The 14,750-nt window shown below is 55.6% G+C and carries 14 protein-coding genes; 2 read left to right on the plus strand and 12 right to left on the minus strand.

Annotated elements, in window-relative coordinates; genetic code table 11:
• Positions 1–26: 26 nt before the first annotated feature.
• The 9 genes from rplD to ACN0WX_RS14735 all read right to left on the minus strand — a co-directional run bounded on the left by rplD (position 27) and on the right by ACN0WX_RS14735 (position 7,833).
• Positions 27–653, minus strand: a complete 627-nt coding sequence (gene rplD, locus ACN0WX_RS14695; protein WP_417623094.1) for a 50S ribosomal protein L4 — start codon at positions 651–653, stop codon at positions 27–29.
• Between the two features lie 3 nt (positions 654–656).
• Complete coding sequence (gene rplC / locus ACN0WX_RS14700) at positions 657–1,478, minus strand: 50S ribosomal protein L3 (RefSeq protein ID WP_417623095.1); 822 nt, start codon at positions 1,476–1,478, stop codon at positions 657–659.
• Between the two features lie 196 nt (positions 1,479–1,674).
• Positions 1,675–1,986, minus strand: a complete 312-nt coding sequence (gene rpsJ, locus ACN0WX_RS14705; RefSeq protein WP_417623096.1) for a 30S ribosomal protein S10 — start codon at positions 1,984–1,986, stop codon at positions 1,675–1,677.
• A gap of 122 nt (positions 1,987–2,108) precedes the next feature.
• On the minus strand, positions 2,109–3,299 hold the full coding sequence (tuf, locus tag ACN0WX_RS14710) for an elongation factor Tu (protein WP_417623097.1): 1,191 nt from the start codon (positions 3,297–3,299) through the stop codon (positions 2,109–2,111).
• A gap of 152 nt (positions 3,300–3,451) precedes the next feature.
• Positions 3,452–5,545, minus strand: a complete 2,094-nt coding sequence (fusA, locus tag ACN0WX_RS14715; RefSeq protein WP_417623098.1) for an elongation factor G — start codon at positions 5,543–5,545, stop codon at positions 3,452–3,454.
• A gap of 149 nt (positions 5,546–5,694) precedes the next feature.
• Positions 5,695–6,165, minus strand: coding sequence for a 30S ribosomal protein S7 (gene rpsG, locus ACN0WX_RS14720; protein WP_089132924.1), 471 nt, complete (start codon positions 6,163–6,165; stop codon positions 5,695–5,697).
• 22 nt (positions 6,166–6,187) lie between these two features.
• A complete protein-coding gene (gene rpsL / locus ACN0WX_RS14725; RefSeq protein WP_067198316.1) occupies positions 6,188–6,559 on the minus strand; it encodes a 30S ribosomal protein S12 in 372 nt (123 codons plus the stop codon).
• A gap of 245 nt (positions 6,560–6,804) precedes the next feature.
• Positions 6,805–7,161 (minus strand): hypothetical protein, encoded by a 357-nt coding sequence (locus ACN0WX_RS14730; protein WP_417623099.1) that lies wholly within the window; start codon positions 7,159–7,161, stop codon positions 6,805–6,807.
• Positions 7,162–7,446: 285 nt separating this feature from the next.
• A complete protein-coding gene (locus ACN0WX_RS14735) occupies positions 7,447–7,833 on the minus strand; it encodes a host attachment family protein (protein WP_417623100.1) in 387 nt (128 codons plus the stop codon).
• Between the two features lie 337 nt (positions 7,834–8,170).
• On the opposite strand from ACN0WX_RS14735, the gene ACN0WX_RS14740 reads away from it, so the two are divergent.
• Positions 8,171–10,498, plus strand: coding sequence for a TonB-dependent receptor (locus ACN0WX_RS14740; RefSeq protein ID WP_417623101.1), 2,328 nt, complete (start codon positions 8,171–8,173; stop codon positions 10,496–10,498).
• A 402-nt stretch (positions 10,499–10,900) separates the two neighbouring features.
• Positions 10,901–11,989 (plus strand): diguanylate cyclase domain-containing protein, encoded by a 1,089-nt coding sequence (locus tag ACN0WX_RS14745; protein ID WP_417623102.1) that lies wholly within the window; start codon positions 10,901–10,903, stop codon positions 11,987–11,989.
• Positions 11,990–12,086: 97 nt separating this feature from the next.
• Here ACN0WX_RS14745 and ACN0WX_RS14750 read toward each other — a convergent pair whose 3' ends face one another.
• The 3 genes from ACN0WX_RS14750 to ACN0WX_RS14760 form a co-directional block, all read right to left on the minus strand.
• Entirely contained in the window at positions 12,087–12,470 is a 384-nt protein-coding gene (locus ACN0WX_RS14750) for a DUF1304 domain-containing protein (RefSeq protein ID WP_417623103.1), read from the minus strand.
• A 344-nt stretch (positions 12,471–12,814) separates the two neighbouring features.
• Complete coding sequence (locus tag ACN0WX_RS14755) at positions 12,815–13,357, minus strand: isoprenylcysteine carboxyl methyltransferase family protein (protein ID WP_417623104.1); 543 nt, start codon at positions 13,355–13,357, stop codon at positions 12,815–12,817.
• On the minus strand, positions 13,354–14,403 hold the full coding sequence (locus ACN0WX_RS14760; protein ID WP_417623105.1) for a type III polyketide synthase: 1,050 nt from the start codon (positions 14,401–14,403) through the stop codon (positions 13,354–13,356). The genes ACN0WX_RS14755 and ACN0WX_RS14760 overlap by 4 nt, the downstream gene beginning before the upstream one ends.
• Positions 14,404–14,750 lie beyond the last annotated feature (347 nt).

Consider the following 14,750-nt stretch of genomic DNA (forward strand, 5'->3'; position numbering starts at 1 on the left):
AATGACGAATATCGACAGCTTCTTTTTTAGCCATTGAAGCGCGCCTCCAGCTTTTCTACCGCTGCGCGCGTCAGCACCAGGGTTTCATGGTTCAAAATGTCATAAACATTGGCACCAGCAGCTGGCATCACATTGACGCGCGGGATGTTGTTCGAAGCTTTCGCAAAAGCTTCATTCACCGCATCTCCGTCCATGATCAGCGCCGACTTGCCAAAACCGAGCTTCGCGATATTGGCCAGAAGCGCCTTTGTTTTGGCATCCTTCAGTTCAATATTCTCGAGCACGATCAAATTGTCGTTCTTAGCCTTGTCGCTCAGAGCCATTTTCAGACCCAATGCACGAACCTTCTTGTTCAGCGATGGGTTGAAGTCGCGCTTGCGGGCACCGTGGGCTTTACCACCACCAATGAAAATAGGAGCACGACGGTCACCATGACGAGCGGTACCACCACCCTTCTGGTTACCGAACTTCTTGCCGGTGCGAGCAATATCTGAACGCTCACGAGTCGGACGAGCCGTTCCGCGCGCTTTTTCACGCTGCCAATTGACGACACGGTGAAGAATATCTGCACGCGCCTCCAGGCCGAACACGTCATCGTTCAATTCGATGTCGCCCTTGGCTTTGGCGTCGAGGGTTATCACTTTCAATTTCATGGCTTAGCCCTCCTTCCCTGCGTCATCTGCAGCATCAGATTTCTCTTCAGCCGGCGTTTCTGCAGGAGCCTCAGCAACAGGCGCTTCGATTTCAGCATTCGCTTCAATCATTCCCGCTGGCGCATCTTCCGTTGCCGTTTCATCGGCATTGCGGCGCATGGCACCAGGGAATGGAACTCCTTCAGGAAGAGCGACTTTCACGGCATCCTTAACCAGCAACCAACCGCCTTTTGAACCAGGAACGCTACCGCGGACAAAGATCAAGCCGCGAGCGGCGTCTGTACGAACGATTTCCAGATTTTGCTGGGTGCGATTGCGCGCGCCCATATGGCCGGCCATCTTCTTGCCTTTGAACACCTTGCCCGGATCCTGGTTTTGACCAGTCGAACCATGCGCACGGTGAGAGATGGATACGCCGTGCGTTGCACGCATACCACCGAAACCCCAACGCTTCATCGCACCGGCAAAGCCCTTACCCTGGGTCACGCCCTGGATATCGACCATCTGGCCAGCAATGAAGTGATCAGCGGTTACGGTCGCACCGATCGGGAGCAAAGCATCTTCGCTATCAACCCGGAATTCGGCAACCCGCGCCTTTGGCTCAACTTCTGCCTTGGCAAAAGCTTCACGCTGCGGTTTGTTCACATTTTTCGCTTTGCGGGCACCTGCACCAAGCTGAACAGCAAAATAGCCGTCACGTTCTTGATTCCGGGCCCCAACAACCTGACATTCTTCCAGCGAAAGAACGGTAACCGGCACATGCCGACCGTCTTCCTGAAACAAGCGGGTCATCCCCATTTTCTTCGCGATCACGCCTGTACGCACGACCAATCTCCTTCACAGAGGCCGAACGAACCATTTCGCCCGGCGTGCCAACCCAAATTGTAATGCATCACCCCGTCCGGGCTGTAATTGTTCCGAAAACTCCGGAACGAGACGGGGGACGCTGCCCGGTAAAAACCGGCGGTATCCCTTGTTCGTCTGGATTTCTGCAAAAAACAGAAACCTTCGATCAAATGGCTCAGGCCAGCTTGATCTCGACATTGACACCGGCAGCAAGGTCGAGCTTCATCAAAGCATCAACAGTCTGCGGCGTAGGCTGCACGATATCGAGCAACCTTTTGTAGGTCCGAACCTCGAACTGCTCGCGGGACTTCTTGTCCACGTGAGGTCCGCGGTTAACGGTGAATTTTTCGATGCGCGTTGGCATTGGAATAGGACCACGGATGAGCGCGCCAGTGCGGCGTGCAGTTTCAGCGATATCACCAGTTGCTTGATCTAAAACCCGATGGTCAAATGCCTTCAAGCGAATGCGAATATTCTGCGTTTCCATGTACCTGTTACCAATGTCAAAGAGCCAAAAATAAACCGCCCCGATTTTCTAACGAAAAAGGCCGGAGCGGCGAGAATACTGGCTGCCCGAATCACCGATCCGGGCAGCGAGGCGTTTCTATATTACTTTGTTACGTTGCTGACAACCCCTGATCCAACGGTGCGTCCACCTTCGCGAATAGCGAAGCGCAAGCCGGGATCCATGGCGATTGGAGCAATCAGCTTGACGCCGATTGTCACGTTGTCACCAGGCATAACCATTTCAGTGCCTTCTGGAAGGATCACTTCGCCGGTTACGTCAGTCGTACGGAAGTAGAACTGTGGCCGATAGTTGGCAAAGAATGGCGTATGACGGCCACCTTCGTCTTTCGACAACACATAAACTTCAGCCGAGAATTCGGTGTGCGGAGTGATCGAACCGGGCTTGCAGAGAACCTGGCCACGCTCAACCGACTCACGGTCGATGCCGCGGATCAACGCGCCGATGTTGTCGCCAGCCTGACCGGAGTCGAGCAACTTGCGGAACATTTCCACACCGGTAACGGTGGTCTTCGTGGTATCCTTGATACCGACGATTTCAACTTCGTCACCAACATTCACGATGCCGGTTTCAACACGGCCGGTAACAACCGTACCACGACCGGAAATCGAGAACACGTCCTCGATTGGCATCAGGAACGGCTGGTCAACCGGACGTTCTGGCTGAGGAATATATTCATCAACCGCTTTCATCAGTTCAAGAATCTTGTTCTTGCCGATTTCGTCGTCACGGCCTTCAAGCGCAGCGAGAGCAGAACCCGCAACGATTGGAATATTGTCGCCGTCAAAATCATAAGAAGACAGAAGTTCGCGGATTTCCATTTCAACCAGCTCGAGCAACTCTTCGTCGTCAACCTGATCAACCTTGTTCATGAACACAACCAGAGCAGGAACACCAACCTGACGGGCAAGCAGGATGTGCTCACGGGTCTGTGGCATTGGACCGTCGGCAGCGTTAACCACGAGGATAGCACCATCCATCTGCGCAGCGCCGGTGATCATGTTCTTCACATAGTCAGCGTGGCCTGGGCAATCGACGTGTGCATAGTGGCGAGCTTCGGTTTCATATTCAACGTGTGCCGTCGAAATGGTGATGCCGCGCTCACGCTCTTCAGGAGCCTTGTCGATGTTTGCGAAGTCAACAGCGGTACCGCCAGTTGATTCAGCAAGAACCTTGGTGATCGCCGCAGTCAACGTCGTCTTGCCATGGTCAACGTGACCGATGGTGCCAATGTTGCAGTGCGGCTTGTTGCGCTCAAACTTCTCTTTAGCCATTTTATATTACCTCTGATTTTCTATCGTCTTGATAGTCTGCGCCGCGCTTTGGCGAGACTCTCTAATTCTGTCAACACCCTTTTGCCGGTCTGACGGATTTCCCGCCGGACCTGCGCAAAAGGAAAGCGCGTTACCTCGAAAAGGAGTGGCGGTTAGGCCATTTTCTCCTTGATCTCTTCGGCCACGTTACTCGGCACTTCCTCATAGTGAGAGAATTGCATCGAATATTGCGCACGTCCCTGACTGAAGGAACGCAGCTCGTTCACATAACCGAACATGTTGGCCAGCGGCACCATGGCGTCTACAGCCTGAGCGATACCGCGCGTATCCGTACCCTGGATCTGACCACGGCGGGAGTTAAGATCGCCGATCACGTCACCCAGATATTCTTCCGGGGTAATAACTTCAACCTTCATGATCGGTTCAAGCAGCTTGATGCCGGATTTCTGTGCGGCTTCGCGCATTGCTGCACGCGCCGCGATTTCAAAGGCCAGCGCCGAACTGTCAACATCATGATAGGCACCGTCATAGACACGGATGTTGAAGTCGATGATCGGGAAGCCAATCAGGGAGCCGGTATCAGCGGTTTCGCGCATGCCCTTTTCAACCGAAGGGATATATTCTTTCGGAATATTACCGCCCTTGATTTCATCTTCAAAGGTGATGCCGGAACCACGTTCGCCGGGAGTGACTTCAAACTTGATACGCGCAAACTGACCGGAACCGCCAGACTGTTTCTTATGCGTATAATCAATATCGACAGCCTTGCCGAGCGATTCTCGATAAGCCACCTGCGGCGCACCGACATTGGCCTCGACCTTGAATTCGCGCCGCATGCGATCGACAAGAATGTCGAGGTGCAGCTCGCCCATGCCCTTGATGATCGTCTGGCCCGATTCGTGGTCAGTCGTCACCCGGAAGGATGGATCTTCAGCAGCCAGGCGGTTCAGGGCGACGCCCATTTTCTCCTGGTCAGCCTTGGTCTTTGGTTCCACCGAAAGCTCGATCACCGGCTCGGGGAATTCCATGCGCTCGAGGATGATGGGATGAGCCGCGTCACACAGCGTATCGCCGGTAGTCGTCGTCTTCATACCCGCCAGAGCAACAATGTCGCCCGCGAACGCCTCTTCAATGTCCTTGCGGTCATTGGAGTGCATTTCGAGGATACGGCCGACTTTTTCCTTCTTGTCCTTGACCGAGTTCAGCAACGTGCCCTTTTCCAGCTTGCCGGAATAGATTCGGCAGAAGGTCAGCGTACCCACGAATGGATCGTTCATGACCTTGAACGCGAGCGCGGCAAATGGCTCATCATCGGACGATGGCCGCGTGTCTTCGGTTTCGCCGTCCAGCTTCACGCCCTTAATGGCAGGAACGTCGAGCGGGCTTGGCATATAGTCGACAACCGCGTCGAGCAAAGGCTGAACACCCTTGTTCTTGAACGCCGAGCCGCAAAGCACGGGAACGAAGCTCTGGTTCAGCGTGCCCTTGCGGATCAGCTTCTTGAGCGTTGCAACATCAGGCTCGTTGCCTTCGAGATATTGCTCCATGACATCATCGTCCTGCTCGACAGCAAGCTCGATCAGCTTTTCGCGATATTCAGCCGCTTCGTCAGCCATATCCGCAGGAATTTCACCATAAGTATATTCAGCGCCGAGATCTTCGTTCTTCCAGGTAATCGAACGCTGATTGACGAGGTCAACCAGACCGACCAGATCAGCTTCGATACCGATAGGAAGATAAAGAACGGCAGGCGTAGCGCCGAGACGCTCCACGATCGAATCGACACAGAATTTGAAGTTGGCGCCGGTGCGGTCGAGCTTGTTGATGAAGCACATCCGCGGCACTTTATATTTGTCTGCCTGACGCCATACGGTTTCAGACTGTGGCTCAACGCCGGCTACGCCATCAAAACAGGCAACCGCGCCATCGAGCACACGCAAGCTCCGCTCGACTTCAATGGTGAAGTCAACGTGGCCCGGGGTGTCGATGATATTGATCCGGTGCTCAGGGCCCTTGCGGTCTTCAGCATTCCAGAAACAGGTGGTCGCAGCAGAGGTAATGGTAATACCACGCTCCTGCTCTTGCTCCATCCAGTCCATCGTCGCCGCGCCATCATGCACTTCGCCGATCTTGTAGGACTTGCCCGTATAATAAAGAATACGTTCGGTGGTCGTTGTTTTACCAGCGTCAATATGGGCCATAATGCCGATATTGCGATATCGTTCGAGCGGATGGCTGCGTGCCATAGTCTTTACTCCAGTATGTGGGGAACCAAATTCTGGCCGCCCTATAGTGAAATGGGCTGAACAATGCCAGCCCTGTGATGGTCTAATCTATCAGTTATTTCACCGTAGCGGCGACCCGGCAGGTCACCGCTACGGCCAATAATATTTACCTACCAGCGGTAGTGAGCGAAGGCGCGGTTGGCTTCAGCCATCTTGTGCGCATCTTCCCGCTTCTTCACCGCGTTGCCGCGATTGTTGGAAGCGTCAAGAATTTCACCCGACAGACGCGCTGCCATTGTGGTTTCGCTGCGACCGCGAGCGGCGGCAATCATCCAGCGGATCGCCAGAGCCTGCGCACGTTCGGGACGCACTTCGACGGGAACCTGATAGGTCGCACCACCGACACGGCGGCTGCGCACTTCGATGCCCGGCTTGATGTTGTTCAATGCATCATGAAACAGTTGAAGCGGATCTTTTTTCGCTTTGGCTTCAACGCTGTCAAATGCACCATAAACAATCCGTTCTGCGGTGGATTTTTTTCCATCCATCATCAGGTTGTTCATGAATTTCGAAAGCACCAGATCCTTGAATTTCGGATCGGGCAAAATGACCCGTTTTTCGGGACGACGACGACGTGACATATCTTATAACTCCGAAACTGAATTATTTAGGACGCTTGGCGCCATATTTCGAACGGCTCTGCTTGCGGTCCTTGACACCCTGGGTGTCGAGAACGCCGCGCAGAACGTGGTAACGCACACCGGGAAGGTCGCGCACACGGCCGCCGCGGATCAGGACAACACTATGCTCCTGAAGGTTGTGGCCTTCACCGGGAATATAGCTGATGACCTCGCGCTGGTTGGTCAGGCGAACCTTGGCAACTTTACGCAGAGCGGAGTTTGGTTTCTTCGGAGTCGTTGTATAGACACGGGTGCAAACGCCACGCTTCTGTGGGTTAGCTTCCATGGCTGGCACCTTGGACTTCGTCTTCTGGGGCACCCGCCCTTTACGGACGAGCTGGTTAATCGTTGGCATAAAGTCTTCACCTTATTGGATCTAGATAAACTAGGGTTACTCTCATGGCCAAAGCGCCATAAGTGTTTTGCCTATGTAAGTTTTCTGCGGCGTCGAGCAGAGCCCGATGCAGCGGAAGCGCGGCCCTTAGACGGGATTCGGGTTTGGGTCAAGGGTTACGGATCGAATGGATGTGCGCAGCAGCCCCCAAGCGCTGCAAACGCATGACTGCCAAGCTTCCAAACTGGCGCCGACAGCTCGACCCGTCAGTTCGTCAACCATGTTTCCAGCTGTTCCAGGATCAGCGTCTCGGCTTCAAAGTCGGTCGTGCATTGCTGGGATTTCGCCAGATAAAATTCCGGCTCGGCAGCGAAGCGATCCATTCGTGAACTCAAATAGGTCGCATTCGCCTGCCCTTCTCCGCCCAGTCGCCCGAAATAATATAGCGCCATGGTCGCAATGGCATCTTTGTCGGAGGCTTCCGCCTGTTCCGTCAGCATCATGAGCGAGATGGTACAGTCAGCGTCCGATCCCGCGTCCCTCGACATCGCCGCATGGGCAGGTCCGGCTGAAGCAAGCGCTAGAACCGTGGCCACAAGACAGGATCGCCAGAAGTTTTTCATGAAAAATCCCCAATTAGAGCGCCCCGGGAACAGAGTCTCTGACATAGCCGGGGGCAAACGGGAACCGCTTCGATTGACGCGATGACAAGGAATATGGCGCGCGGCAGCCTGGTGCCGTTCAACCCGATATCCCTGCAGAGAGCGCTTCACGTGATTCCAGGCTCTGCTACCCCATCCCCCTCCACGCAAAGCGCCGGGGGAAAAACACCGGTGCCTCTTTTTGAATATCTGCAATCCGCGCGCGCCGGACCGCACCATAAATGCCGCCATCCGGGCAAACCCGCTCTAATGACAAATCGACTTCTCGATATCCCCAACCGGCGAGTTGATCAGCGTTTTCGCCTGTTCCAGCACGATCTTGTCGCTCACCTCCTGGTGCAGCAGCGGGCGTATCTCGCCCAGCGTACCCGGATCGGCCACCAGGATCAGCCGCTCGAAACCGCCTTGGTGCGACTGGTCATACAGGCGCTCGGCGATTTGCTTGGAGAAGGTCGCTTCCATGCTGTCTTTTGCCGACTGCTCGGGCGGCGATTTACCCGAGGGGCCGTCGTCGGCCAGATGGCCGGGGGTCCAGTCGCCGTCATGTTCGAGTGAACCGCCCTTTACGCGAAAGGTCTTGGCCTCCTCGCCCGTGGCAATGACGACAAATGTATCTTCTGGAAAGCTTAGCATGCTCAATGGACATTCCTTTTGGTTGTTCAAATATTTAACGCATTGGAGCCGAAAAGGTTGCTTTTCGTGCCCGTCACCCCAACCGTATCGTCAGTCTGAACCGGCTTACCTTCGGTGGCTTCCGGCTCGGAATCTCGAGCATCGGTGCGCTCTCTGGAGGGATTCTGAAACGAGTTCGGGATGACGAGGAGCTGCAGCACCCTCCGCAATGCCAGCCGTCACAAGAGTGTCGCACAATATTATCCGAAATGTCATCCAATACCCGTCAGCCCGTCACAACTTTGCTGCACTGCACCATCCATTCCAGTGTCGCACATAATAAAGGCTGATTCCTTCCATGTTGAAACTCTCTCCCGCCGCCCTCTCCCGCACCTCGCTTGTGGCGCTCGCTTCCGCTCTGTTTATAGCCGGAACGGCTCCGGCCGCTGCCCAGGCCGGTACCGATGACGCCGCCGAAGAGACCGATGACAATGTCATCATCGTCACCGCGCAGAAGATCGAGCAGAAATCGACCGACGTGCCGATCACCATCTCGGCCAATAGCGGCGAGCGGATGAAGCAGCTCGGCGTTTCGGATCTTGACGAGCTGTCCAACTATGTCCCCGGCCTGAATATTCAGGAGCAGAGCGCCAACAATCCCGGTGTTGTCATTCGCGGCATCACCTCGGACAGCGGATCGGCGCAGCAGGCGGCGCGCGTGACGCTCTATTATAACGGTGTCGACATTTCGCGCTCGCGCGGTTCCTATCAGGACCTCTATGACATCGACCGGGTCGAGGTGATCAAGGGCCCGCAGGCGACTTTGTTCGGCACTGCCTCTGCGGTCGGCGCCATCAGCATCATTTCTGCTCGGCCGGAACCCGGCCTGTCCGGCGAAATTTCCGCCAGCTACGGCAATTTTGACGCCTATACGCTGAGCGGCCATCTCAACGCCGGGAATGATACCGTCGCGGTGCGGCTCGCCGGTGCCTATAAAAAGCGGGACGGCTATGTCACCAATCTGGCCCCAAACCAGGATGACCTCTATGCACAGGATCAGCTGGGTGCGCGCGCATCCTTTCGCTTCACGCCGAGCAGCGATTTCACCGCCGACCTGATTCTGACCTATGATCGCCAGCGCAATTCGGGCACGCCGTTTATCTCCGGCACGCTGCCGACCAGCGCCGGACCGGCCGATCCGTTTGGCGTCGCCGACATGCGCGGCTCGCCTTTCTCTGCCGCTGTCCTCGGAGATGCCGATCTCGGCCTGACCCGCGATGTTTATGACGCCAATCTGACGATGAGCTGGGACATTGCCGATGACTGGACGATCACAACGGTCAACGGTTATCGCAAGTTTAACAGCAACGAAGTGTTCGACGCCGATGGCTCAGCCGCTTTCTTCCTGGAATTTGCCGAGGACGCCAATGGCGAGCAAGGCAGCCACGAAACCCGCTTTGCCTATAATAGCGATACATTCCGGGGGAGCTTTGGCTGGAACCTGTTCCGCGAGGACAGCAACCAGCGAGTGCCGTTCTCCACCGACGAAGTCACCTATTTCCAGTGTCTCGCCGGAATCGTTGTGCCGGGCGTGCCTTGCGTCGATAGCAACGGCGTACCCGCTGGCGATGCAATCAAGGCGCTGACGGGCGGTGCGGTCGGCACCGTCCCCTATCAGGCGGTGTTTGAAAATCTCGGCAAGAATGACAGCTATTCGGTCTTCGCCGACGGCACATGGATACCGACCCCCAGCCTCGAGCTGACCGCCGGTGTCCGCGTGCTGATCGAAAAGCGCCGCTCGGGCTACCGCGCGACCGCGCCGGGTTCCTTCTTTACCGGTGCCCCGCCCTTTCCGATCACCGACACGGCTGGGCAAACATTCCGCACCGAGGACAGTTTTTCGGCCGTCTTGCCGCGTTTCAACATCCTCTACCGCTTCTCCGACGAAATTAACGGCTTTGCCACGGTCTCCAAGGGGCGTCGCTCGGCCACTGTGAACGCCGGTGCAACCAGCACTCCGACCGGACCAGTCGGAAATTTCACTGATATCGCACCGGAAATTGTATGGAATTACGAGGTCGGCCTGAAAGGGGCGGTTGGCCCGGTATCCGGTTCGCTGGGCGTCTATTACCAAGCCTATGATAATTTTCAGGTCACGATCAATGACCCGGCCAATCCGGGCACGACGACGACCCTCAGCGCCGGCAGCGCGACCAATTTCGGGGTTGAGGCCGAAGTCAATATACGCGCGGCGGACTGGTTGAACCTGTTCGCCAATATCGGCTATATTGATGGCGGTATTGACGACAAGCCCGGCAACGGCAATCTCGCCGGTTCGCGCTTTCGTCTCCAGCCGGAAGTGCAGGCAGCGGGCGGATTCACGGTGGATTATCCGGTCAACGACAGCACCCGCATATTCGCCACGCCATCGGTCACCCATCGCAGCCGGGTATATTTCGAAGCCCCGAATAATATCCTGACCAGTCAGGCAGCGGTAACCCTGGTCAATCTGCGCGCCGGCATTTCCTTTGCCGACGAACGGTTCGAGATTGCCGGGTTCGCGCGCAATCTGACCAACAAGAAATATCTGCTGGACGCGGGCAACACCGGCGGTGCCTTTGGTATCCCGACCTTCATACCGGCCGAACCGCGCTTTTACGGCATTCAGGCCAGCGCCAAATTCTAGACGATATCAGCGAGGGCGCTGAAGGCTTTTTACCTCCGCCGCCCGATATCCATCCAGAGCAACCAACGGCCTGCCTCCTTCGGGATGGCAGGCCGTTTTGCGTCGGTCGATGCTCCGCTGCCGAGGACAAAAACAAATATCATGATAGCCCCGGACCAGACCGTCTACCAACCCAGGTGCCTGTGATCTTCTGATCGCGCCAAATCTGCGCTGGAAATATTTTGTTAAGCCTATTTTTACAACCGCTCCCTAGGCAGAACCATCGCAATTCCACCAGCTATTACAGGGTCGACCAAATTCATGGTTCTCGCGTCACAATTCGAAGAAAATTGGCAAGCATCCTGGCAAGCGCCATGGCGGTCGCCTGATATACCCGAAGAGATCCAGCCATCGGTAGAGGCAATGCAATTGCGACGGGCGCTGACTCATGTGCCAATGATCTATCTGGTCGCCATTTTCAATCTGGTCGCGGTGATGATCTTGTCAGCCCACGAAGGGGTTGAAATAATTTACTACGCCTGGATGGGGGTTTTCGCGATTGCCTGCGTAGCGCGGATGATTATGTGGATGCGCTTTCCAAACGACCGGGATCCAGATGTTAACCCGCAAAAGATACTCAGAAGCCTCTCCGTCATTTCGGTCGGCATCATTACATTTCTCAGCGTCTGGTCGGTATTTGCAATTTCAACCGACATGTTTGCCAATCAGATGTTCATTCCTATGTCGCTGGTATTCGGATCGACTTGTATCGCCCATTGTTTGGCCTGCATAAGAAAGGCAGCCGTCACCGTTTTATTTGTCGGAGTCCTTCCCTCTGCCGTGGCGATGATATTGGTTGGCGATTTTGATGATATGATCATGGGATGGAGCATGATCACAATCGCGCTGCTGATGATCCGGTTCATCATCGACAGTTATAACCAGATCATATCTGGCCTGATCATGCGTCATACCATATGGAAACAGGCCCATAGTGATCCGTTAACAGGACTGGCTAATCGTCGCGCCATGATGAGTCACCTTCATCTGGCCGAGCAGTCTTTCGCGAACGAAGGCAACGGTTTTGCCATTGCCCTGATTGACCTGAACCAGTTCAAGCAAGTGAACGACAATTTGGGTCATGATATCGGCGACGAGCTGTTGGTCGAAGTTGCCAGCAGACTAAACCAAAGCAGTGCCGCAAAAGAAATTGTCGGGCGTTTGGGCGGGGATGAATTTTTGATCTTCATGCCGGATGTTACCGAACAGGAGCAGGCATCGGCGAGGGCAACAGCCTATCTTACCGGCTTTGCCAGACCAGCAAACATCAATGGCCATATTCTAACACCATCGGCCAGTGTCGGGATTGCTGTTCAGGCCTGCGACGGTCATGGTGCAGAGCAATTGCTCAAAGCGGCTGACAGCGCCCTGTATAAGATGAAGCGCGCAGGCGAAACGACAAGAAACAGCGTCGGCAAATTCGCGACCCCGCCATTTCGCAAAATTGCCTGATGCAGCGATAGTTCAGCGCGCACCCAAATCCGGGCCATAAATAAGCATCGCCTGTCATCCCCAAAGCGATTTCGGGATGAAGAGCGATGGACAAAGGTCACCGCCGACGTGTTTTTCCCGTCGGCAACCATAGCAACATCAGCGCAATCACCGCAGGACCGGCCTGAACCAGCGCGATATCACGAGATATGCGCCAAGCGCCCAATAAACCGGCTGCTGCAACGAACAGCAGAAAGGCGGTCCCGACCTTGCGCTGCCAGGTGGCATCTCGGATGCACAGCGACCAGACCAGACCAGCCGCAAGACAGAGATTATAAACGCCCTGATTGGCAGCCATCGCGGTGGTTGGTGAGAAGAGATTGGCTGGCAAATCCGGAAAGGTGGCGGGTCCCTGCGTCTGCCAGGCATATATTCCGAACCAGGCGATATAAAGATGCAGGATGACAATTAGCGCAATCATGATCTTGGCAAGTTTGGACAAGCATCGTCTCCCTGGGGCATTCCCACCCTATAACCTGCCGTGCGGCAAGCTCAAGGTGGCTTGCCGGACTGGCGCCAAAGCGCTTTCCTACGGGCACGCACACCACTAAAAGCGGCAATGATATTTTGACAGCTTGTAGAGCGGGATTTTTGGCTCGGTGAAATCCAAAAGCATATCTCGTCTGCCGCAGTTTTTCGGTTTTTTAGACACTGTAAACTTTGGAAATTTTGGGCCATCCCGGCGTGGTTATTTTATCCCGGCCCATGATCCGGCTGCAACAGTTCAGACATGATCTGAAATCACGACAAAATCTCGTCTTGATCCCCGGTTTGACAAGCTTCGAACTAACCGCGCTCGTCGAGCACCTCATTCTCGACGCTGATACGATGGCGCAGCAGGACCGCATTGAGGACCGAATAGACCAGGGCCACCCATGGCAGGCCGAGCATCAGCGGAACAATCGCGATCTCGAGCACAACGACAAGATAATTGGGGTGGCTGATATACTTGTATGGCCCGCGCCGCACCCGGTCGAAATGGGGTGCCGAGATGATTCTGGTGGTCCACCAGCGGCCAATGCTGGCGAGCGTCCAGACACGCAGCAACTGTGTGCCGATAAACAGCGCCAGCAACACGGGGAGAATATCGTACTGCGGGTTCACGAGCAAAGCGATAATCGCGATCCAGCTGCTGTGAAGAAAGATGAAATAATGATAATGATCGGCGCCATGTTCCTTCCCTCCCTGCCCGAGCAGGCGCTTTGTGTTGCGGTTGGCGTGGACCAGCTCGCCCAGCCGCTGGACAACGAGATAGAGCAACAGCCAGGTAACGAGCGTCGGACTGGTCGTGAAAATGGCGCCAAGATTGACGGGCAGATCACCGGTCATGCTGCGCCTGCCGGATCGAGAATACCGAGCGCCGCAGTGAAACCGGGACCAAGCGCGGTGAGCAGAATCGGCTTGTCGGGCTTCTGCCTGAGCAGCCGTTCAAGTATGAACAGGACCGTCGGCGACGACATATTGCCATGCTCACGGAGAACCTCCCGGGTTGCCGGAATCCCGGCAAGTTCCGGCGCGAAATAATCCTCCAGTGCTTCCACCACCCTGCCGCCACCGGGATGGCAGGCAGGTTCGGAGAGACCGGACTTGGCGAGGTCCTGTTCCGCCAGAAACGCGTCGCAGACCGGCGCAAAGTCCCTGGCCACAAAGGTCGGGATATCGCGAGCGAGAACGAGATCAAAGCCGGTTGCAGCGACCTCCCACCCCATCATGTCACAGGTGTCGGGCCAGGTCTTTTGTTCGAACGCGCGAAAGCTCGGAGCATCGATCGGCCCTGCCTTGCCACTGACGACGGCAGCGGCACAGCCATCAGCAAAAAGGGCAGTGGCGATCATGTTCTTCTTGTCAAACTGACTATAGTCGTAAGACAGGCTGCACAATTCGAGTGCAATCATCAGGACGTTCTGACCGCCATCGACTGCAGCGAGATCATTCGCCAACCGGAGACCAAGCACACTGCCTGCACAACCGTAGCCAAATACCGGTATCGTCCGGGTCGAGGAGCCGAAACCCATTGCCTCAATCATCCGGCTGGGGATCGAGGGGGTCATCGTACCGGTGGTGGAGATGAGGATGATCGCATCAATATCGGCTGGCGCGAGCGCCGCCTTGTCGAGCGCATCCTGCGCGGCCTCGTGGGCCAGCCGGGTGCCGACCTGATTATAGACCGCCGCACGGTTGGCCCAGCTACGCGGCTCCAGATAGTAATCCGCCTCGCAGGCAAGATAGCGCTGCTCTATTCCGCTATTGCCGAGAATTTGTTCCAGCCGGGCAGGCAACTCCGCCCCCCTCGCCTTTGCCAGAACCGCAAGCACTTCGGCTTGCGTGATCCGGTGATCGGGAACGGCGGTCGCGATAGATATCAGGGCAGACATAGGGGGCTTTCGAACAAGATATTTCGCTTGTTACAGCAGAAGCTGCGCCGCACCACCGCATTTCTGTCATCCGATACCAAATCTGCGACGGTTGGCGGACTGGCTGAGCCGACAAATGCAGCAATTACATATTGCGCGCTTCTATCGTCGCGATGCTGGCGGCATGTCGCGCCAAATTTTGCTCGCCAGCGCTACGCCATGGCAATGCGATACCGATCGATTCTCAAGAAAGCGACTTATTGTGCACTGCAACATTTTTCTTGACATCAAGTGCCTCGACCATTAATTGTGCACTGCAACAAATGAAGTGAGATATATGATGTCTGACACCAAAAACGACCCATCCA

Origin of the sequence: Parasphingorhabdus sp. (genome assembly GCF_048269915.1) — a bacterium.
Taxonomy (GTDB): Bacteria; Pseudomonadota; Alphaproteobacteria; order Sphingomonadales; family Sphingomonadaceae; genus Parasphingorhabdus.

Coding starts and splice junctions, on each gene's coding strand:
- fusA (WP_417623098.1), bottom strand. CDS start 5,545: ATGGCACGCAGCCATCCGCTCGAACGATATCGCAATATCGGCATTATG.
- rpsL (WP_067198316.1), bottom strand. CDS start 6,559: ATGCCAACGATTAACCAGCTCGTCCGTAAAGGGCGGGTGCCCCAGAAG.
- ACN0WX_RS14755 (WP_417623104.1), bottom strand. CDS start 13,357: ATGACCGGTGATCTGCCCGTCAATCTTGGCGCCATTTTCACGACCAGT.
- rpsG (WP_089132924.1), bottom strand. CDS start 6,165: ATGTCACGTCGTCGTCGTCCCGAAAAACGGGTCATTTTGCCCGATCCG.
- tuf (WP_417623097.1), bottom strand. CDS start 3,299: ATGGCTAAAGAGAAGTTTGAGCGCAACAAGCCGCACTGCAACATTGGC.
- ACN0WX_RS14730 (WP_417623099.1), bottom strand. CDS start 7,161: ATGAAAAACTTCTGGCGATCCTGTCTTGTGGCCACGGTTCTAGCGCTT.
- ACN0WX_RS14745 (WP_417623102.1), top strand. CDS start 10,901: ATGCAATTGCGACGGGCGCTGACTCATGTGCCAATGATCTATCTGGTC.
- ACN0WX_RS14735 (WP_417623100.1), bottom strand. CDS start 7,833: ATGCTAAGCTTTCCAGAAGATACATTTGTCGTCATTGCCACGGGCGAG.
- ACN0WX_RS14760 (WP_417623105.1), bottom strand. CDS start 14,403: ATGTCTGCCCTGATATCTATCGCGACCGCCGTTCCCGATCACCGGATC.
- rplD (WP_417623094.1), bottom strand. CDS start 653: ATGAAATTGAAAGTGATAACCCTCGACGCCAAAGCCAAGGGCGACATC.
- rpsJ (WP_417623096.1), bottom strand. CDS start 1,986: ATGGAAACGCAGAATATTCGCATTCGCTTGAAGGCATTTGACCATCGG.
- ACN0WX_RS14740 (WP_417623101.1), top strand. CDS start 8,171: ATGTTGAAACTCTCTCCCGCCGCCCTCTCCCGCACCTCGCTTGTGGCG.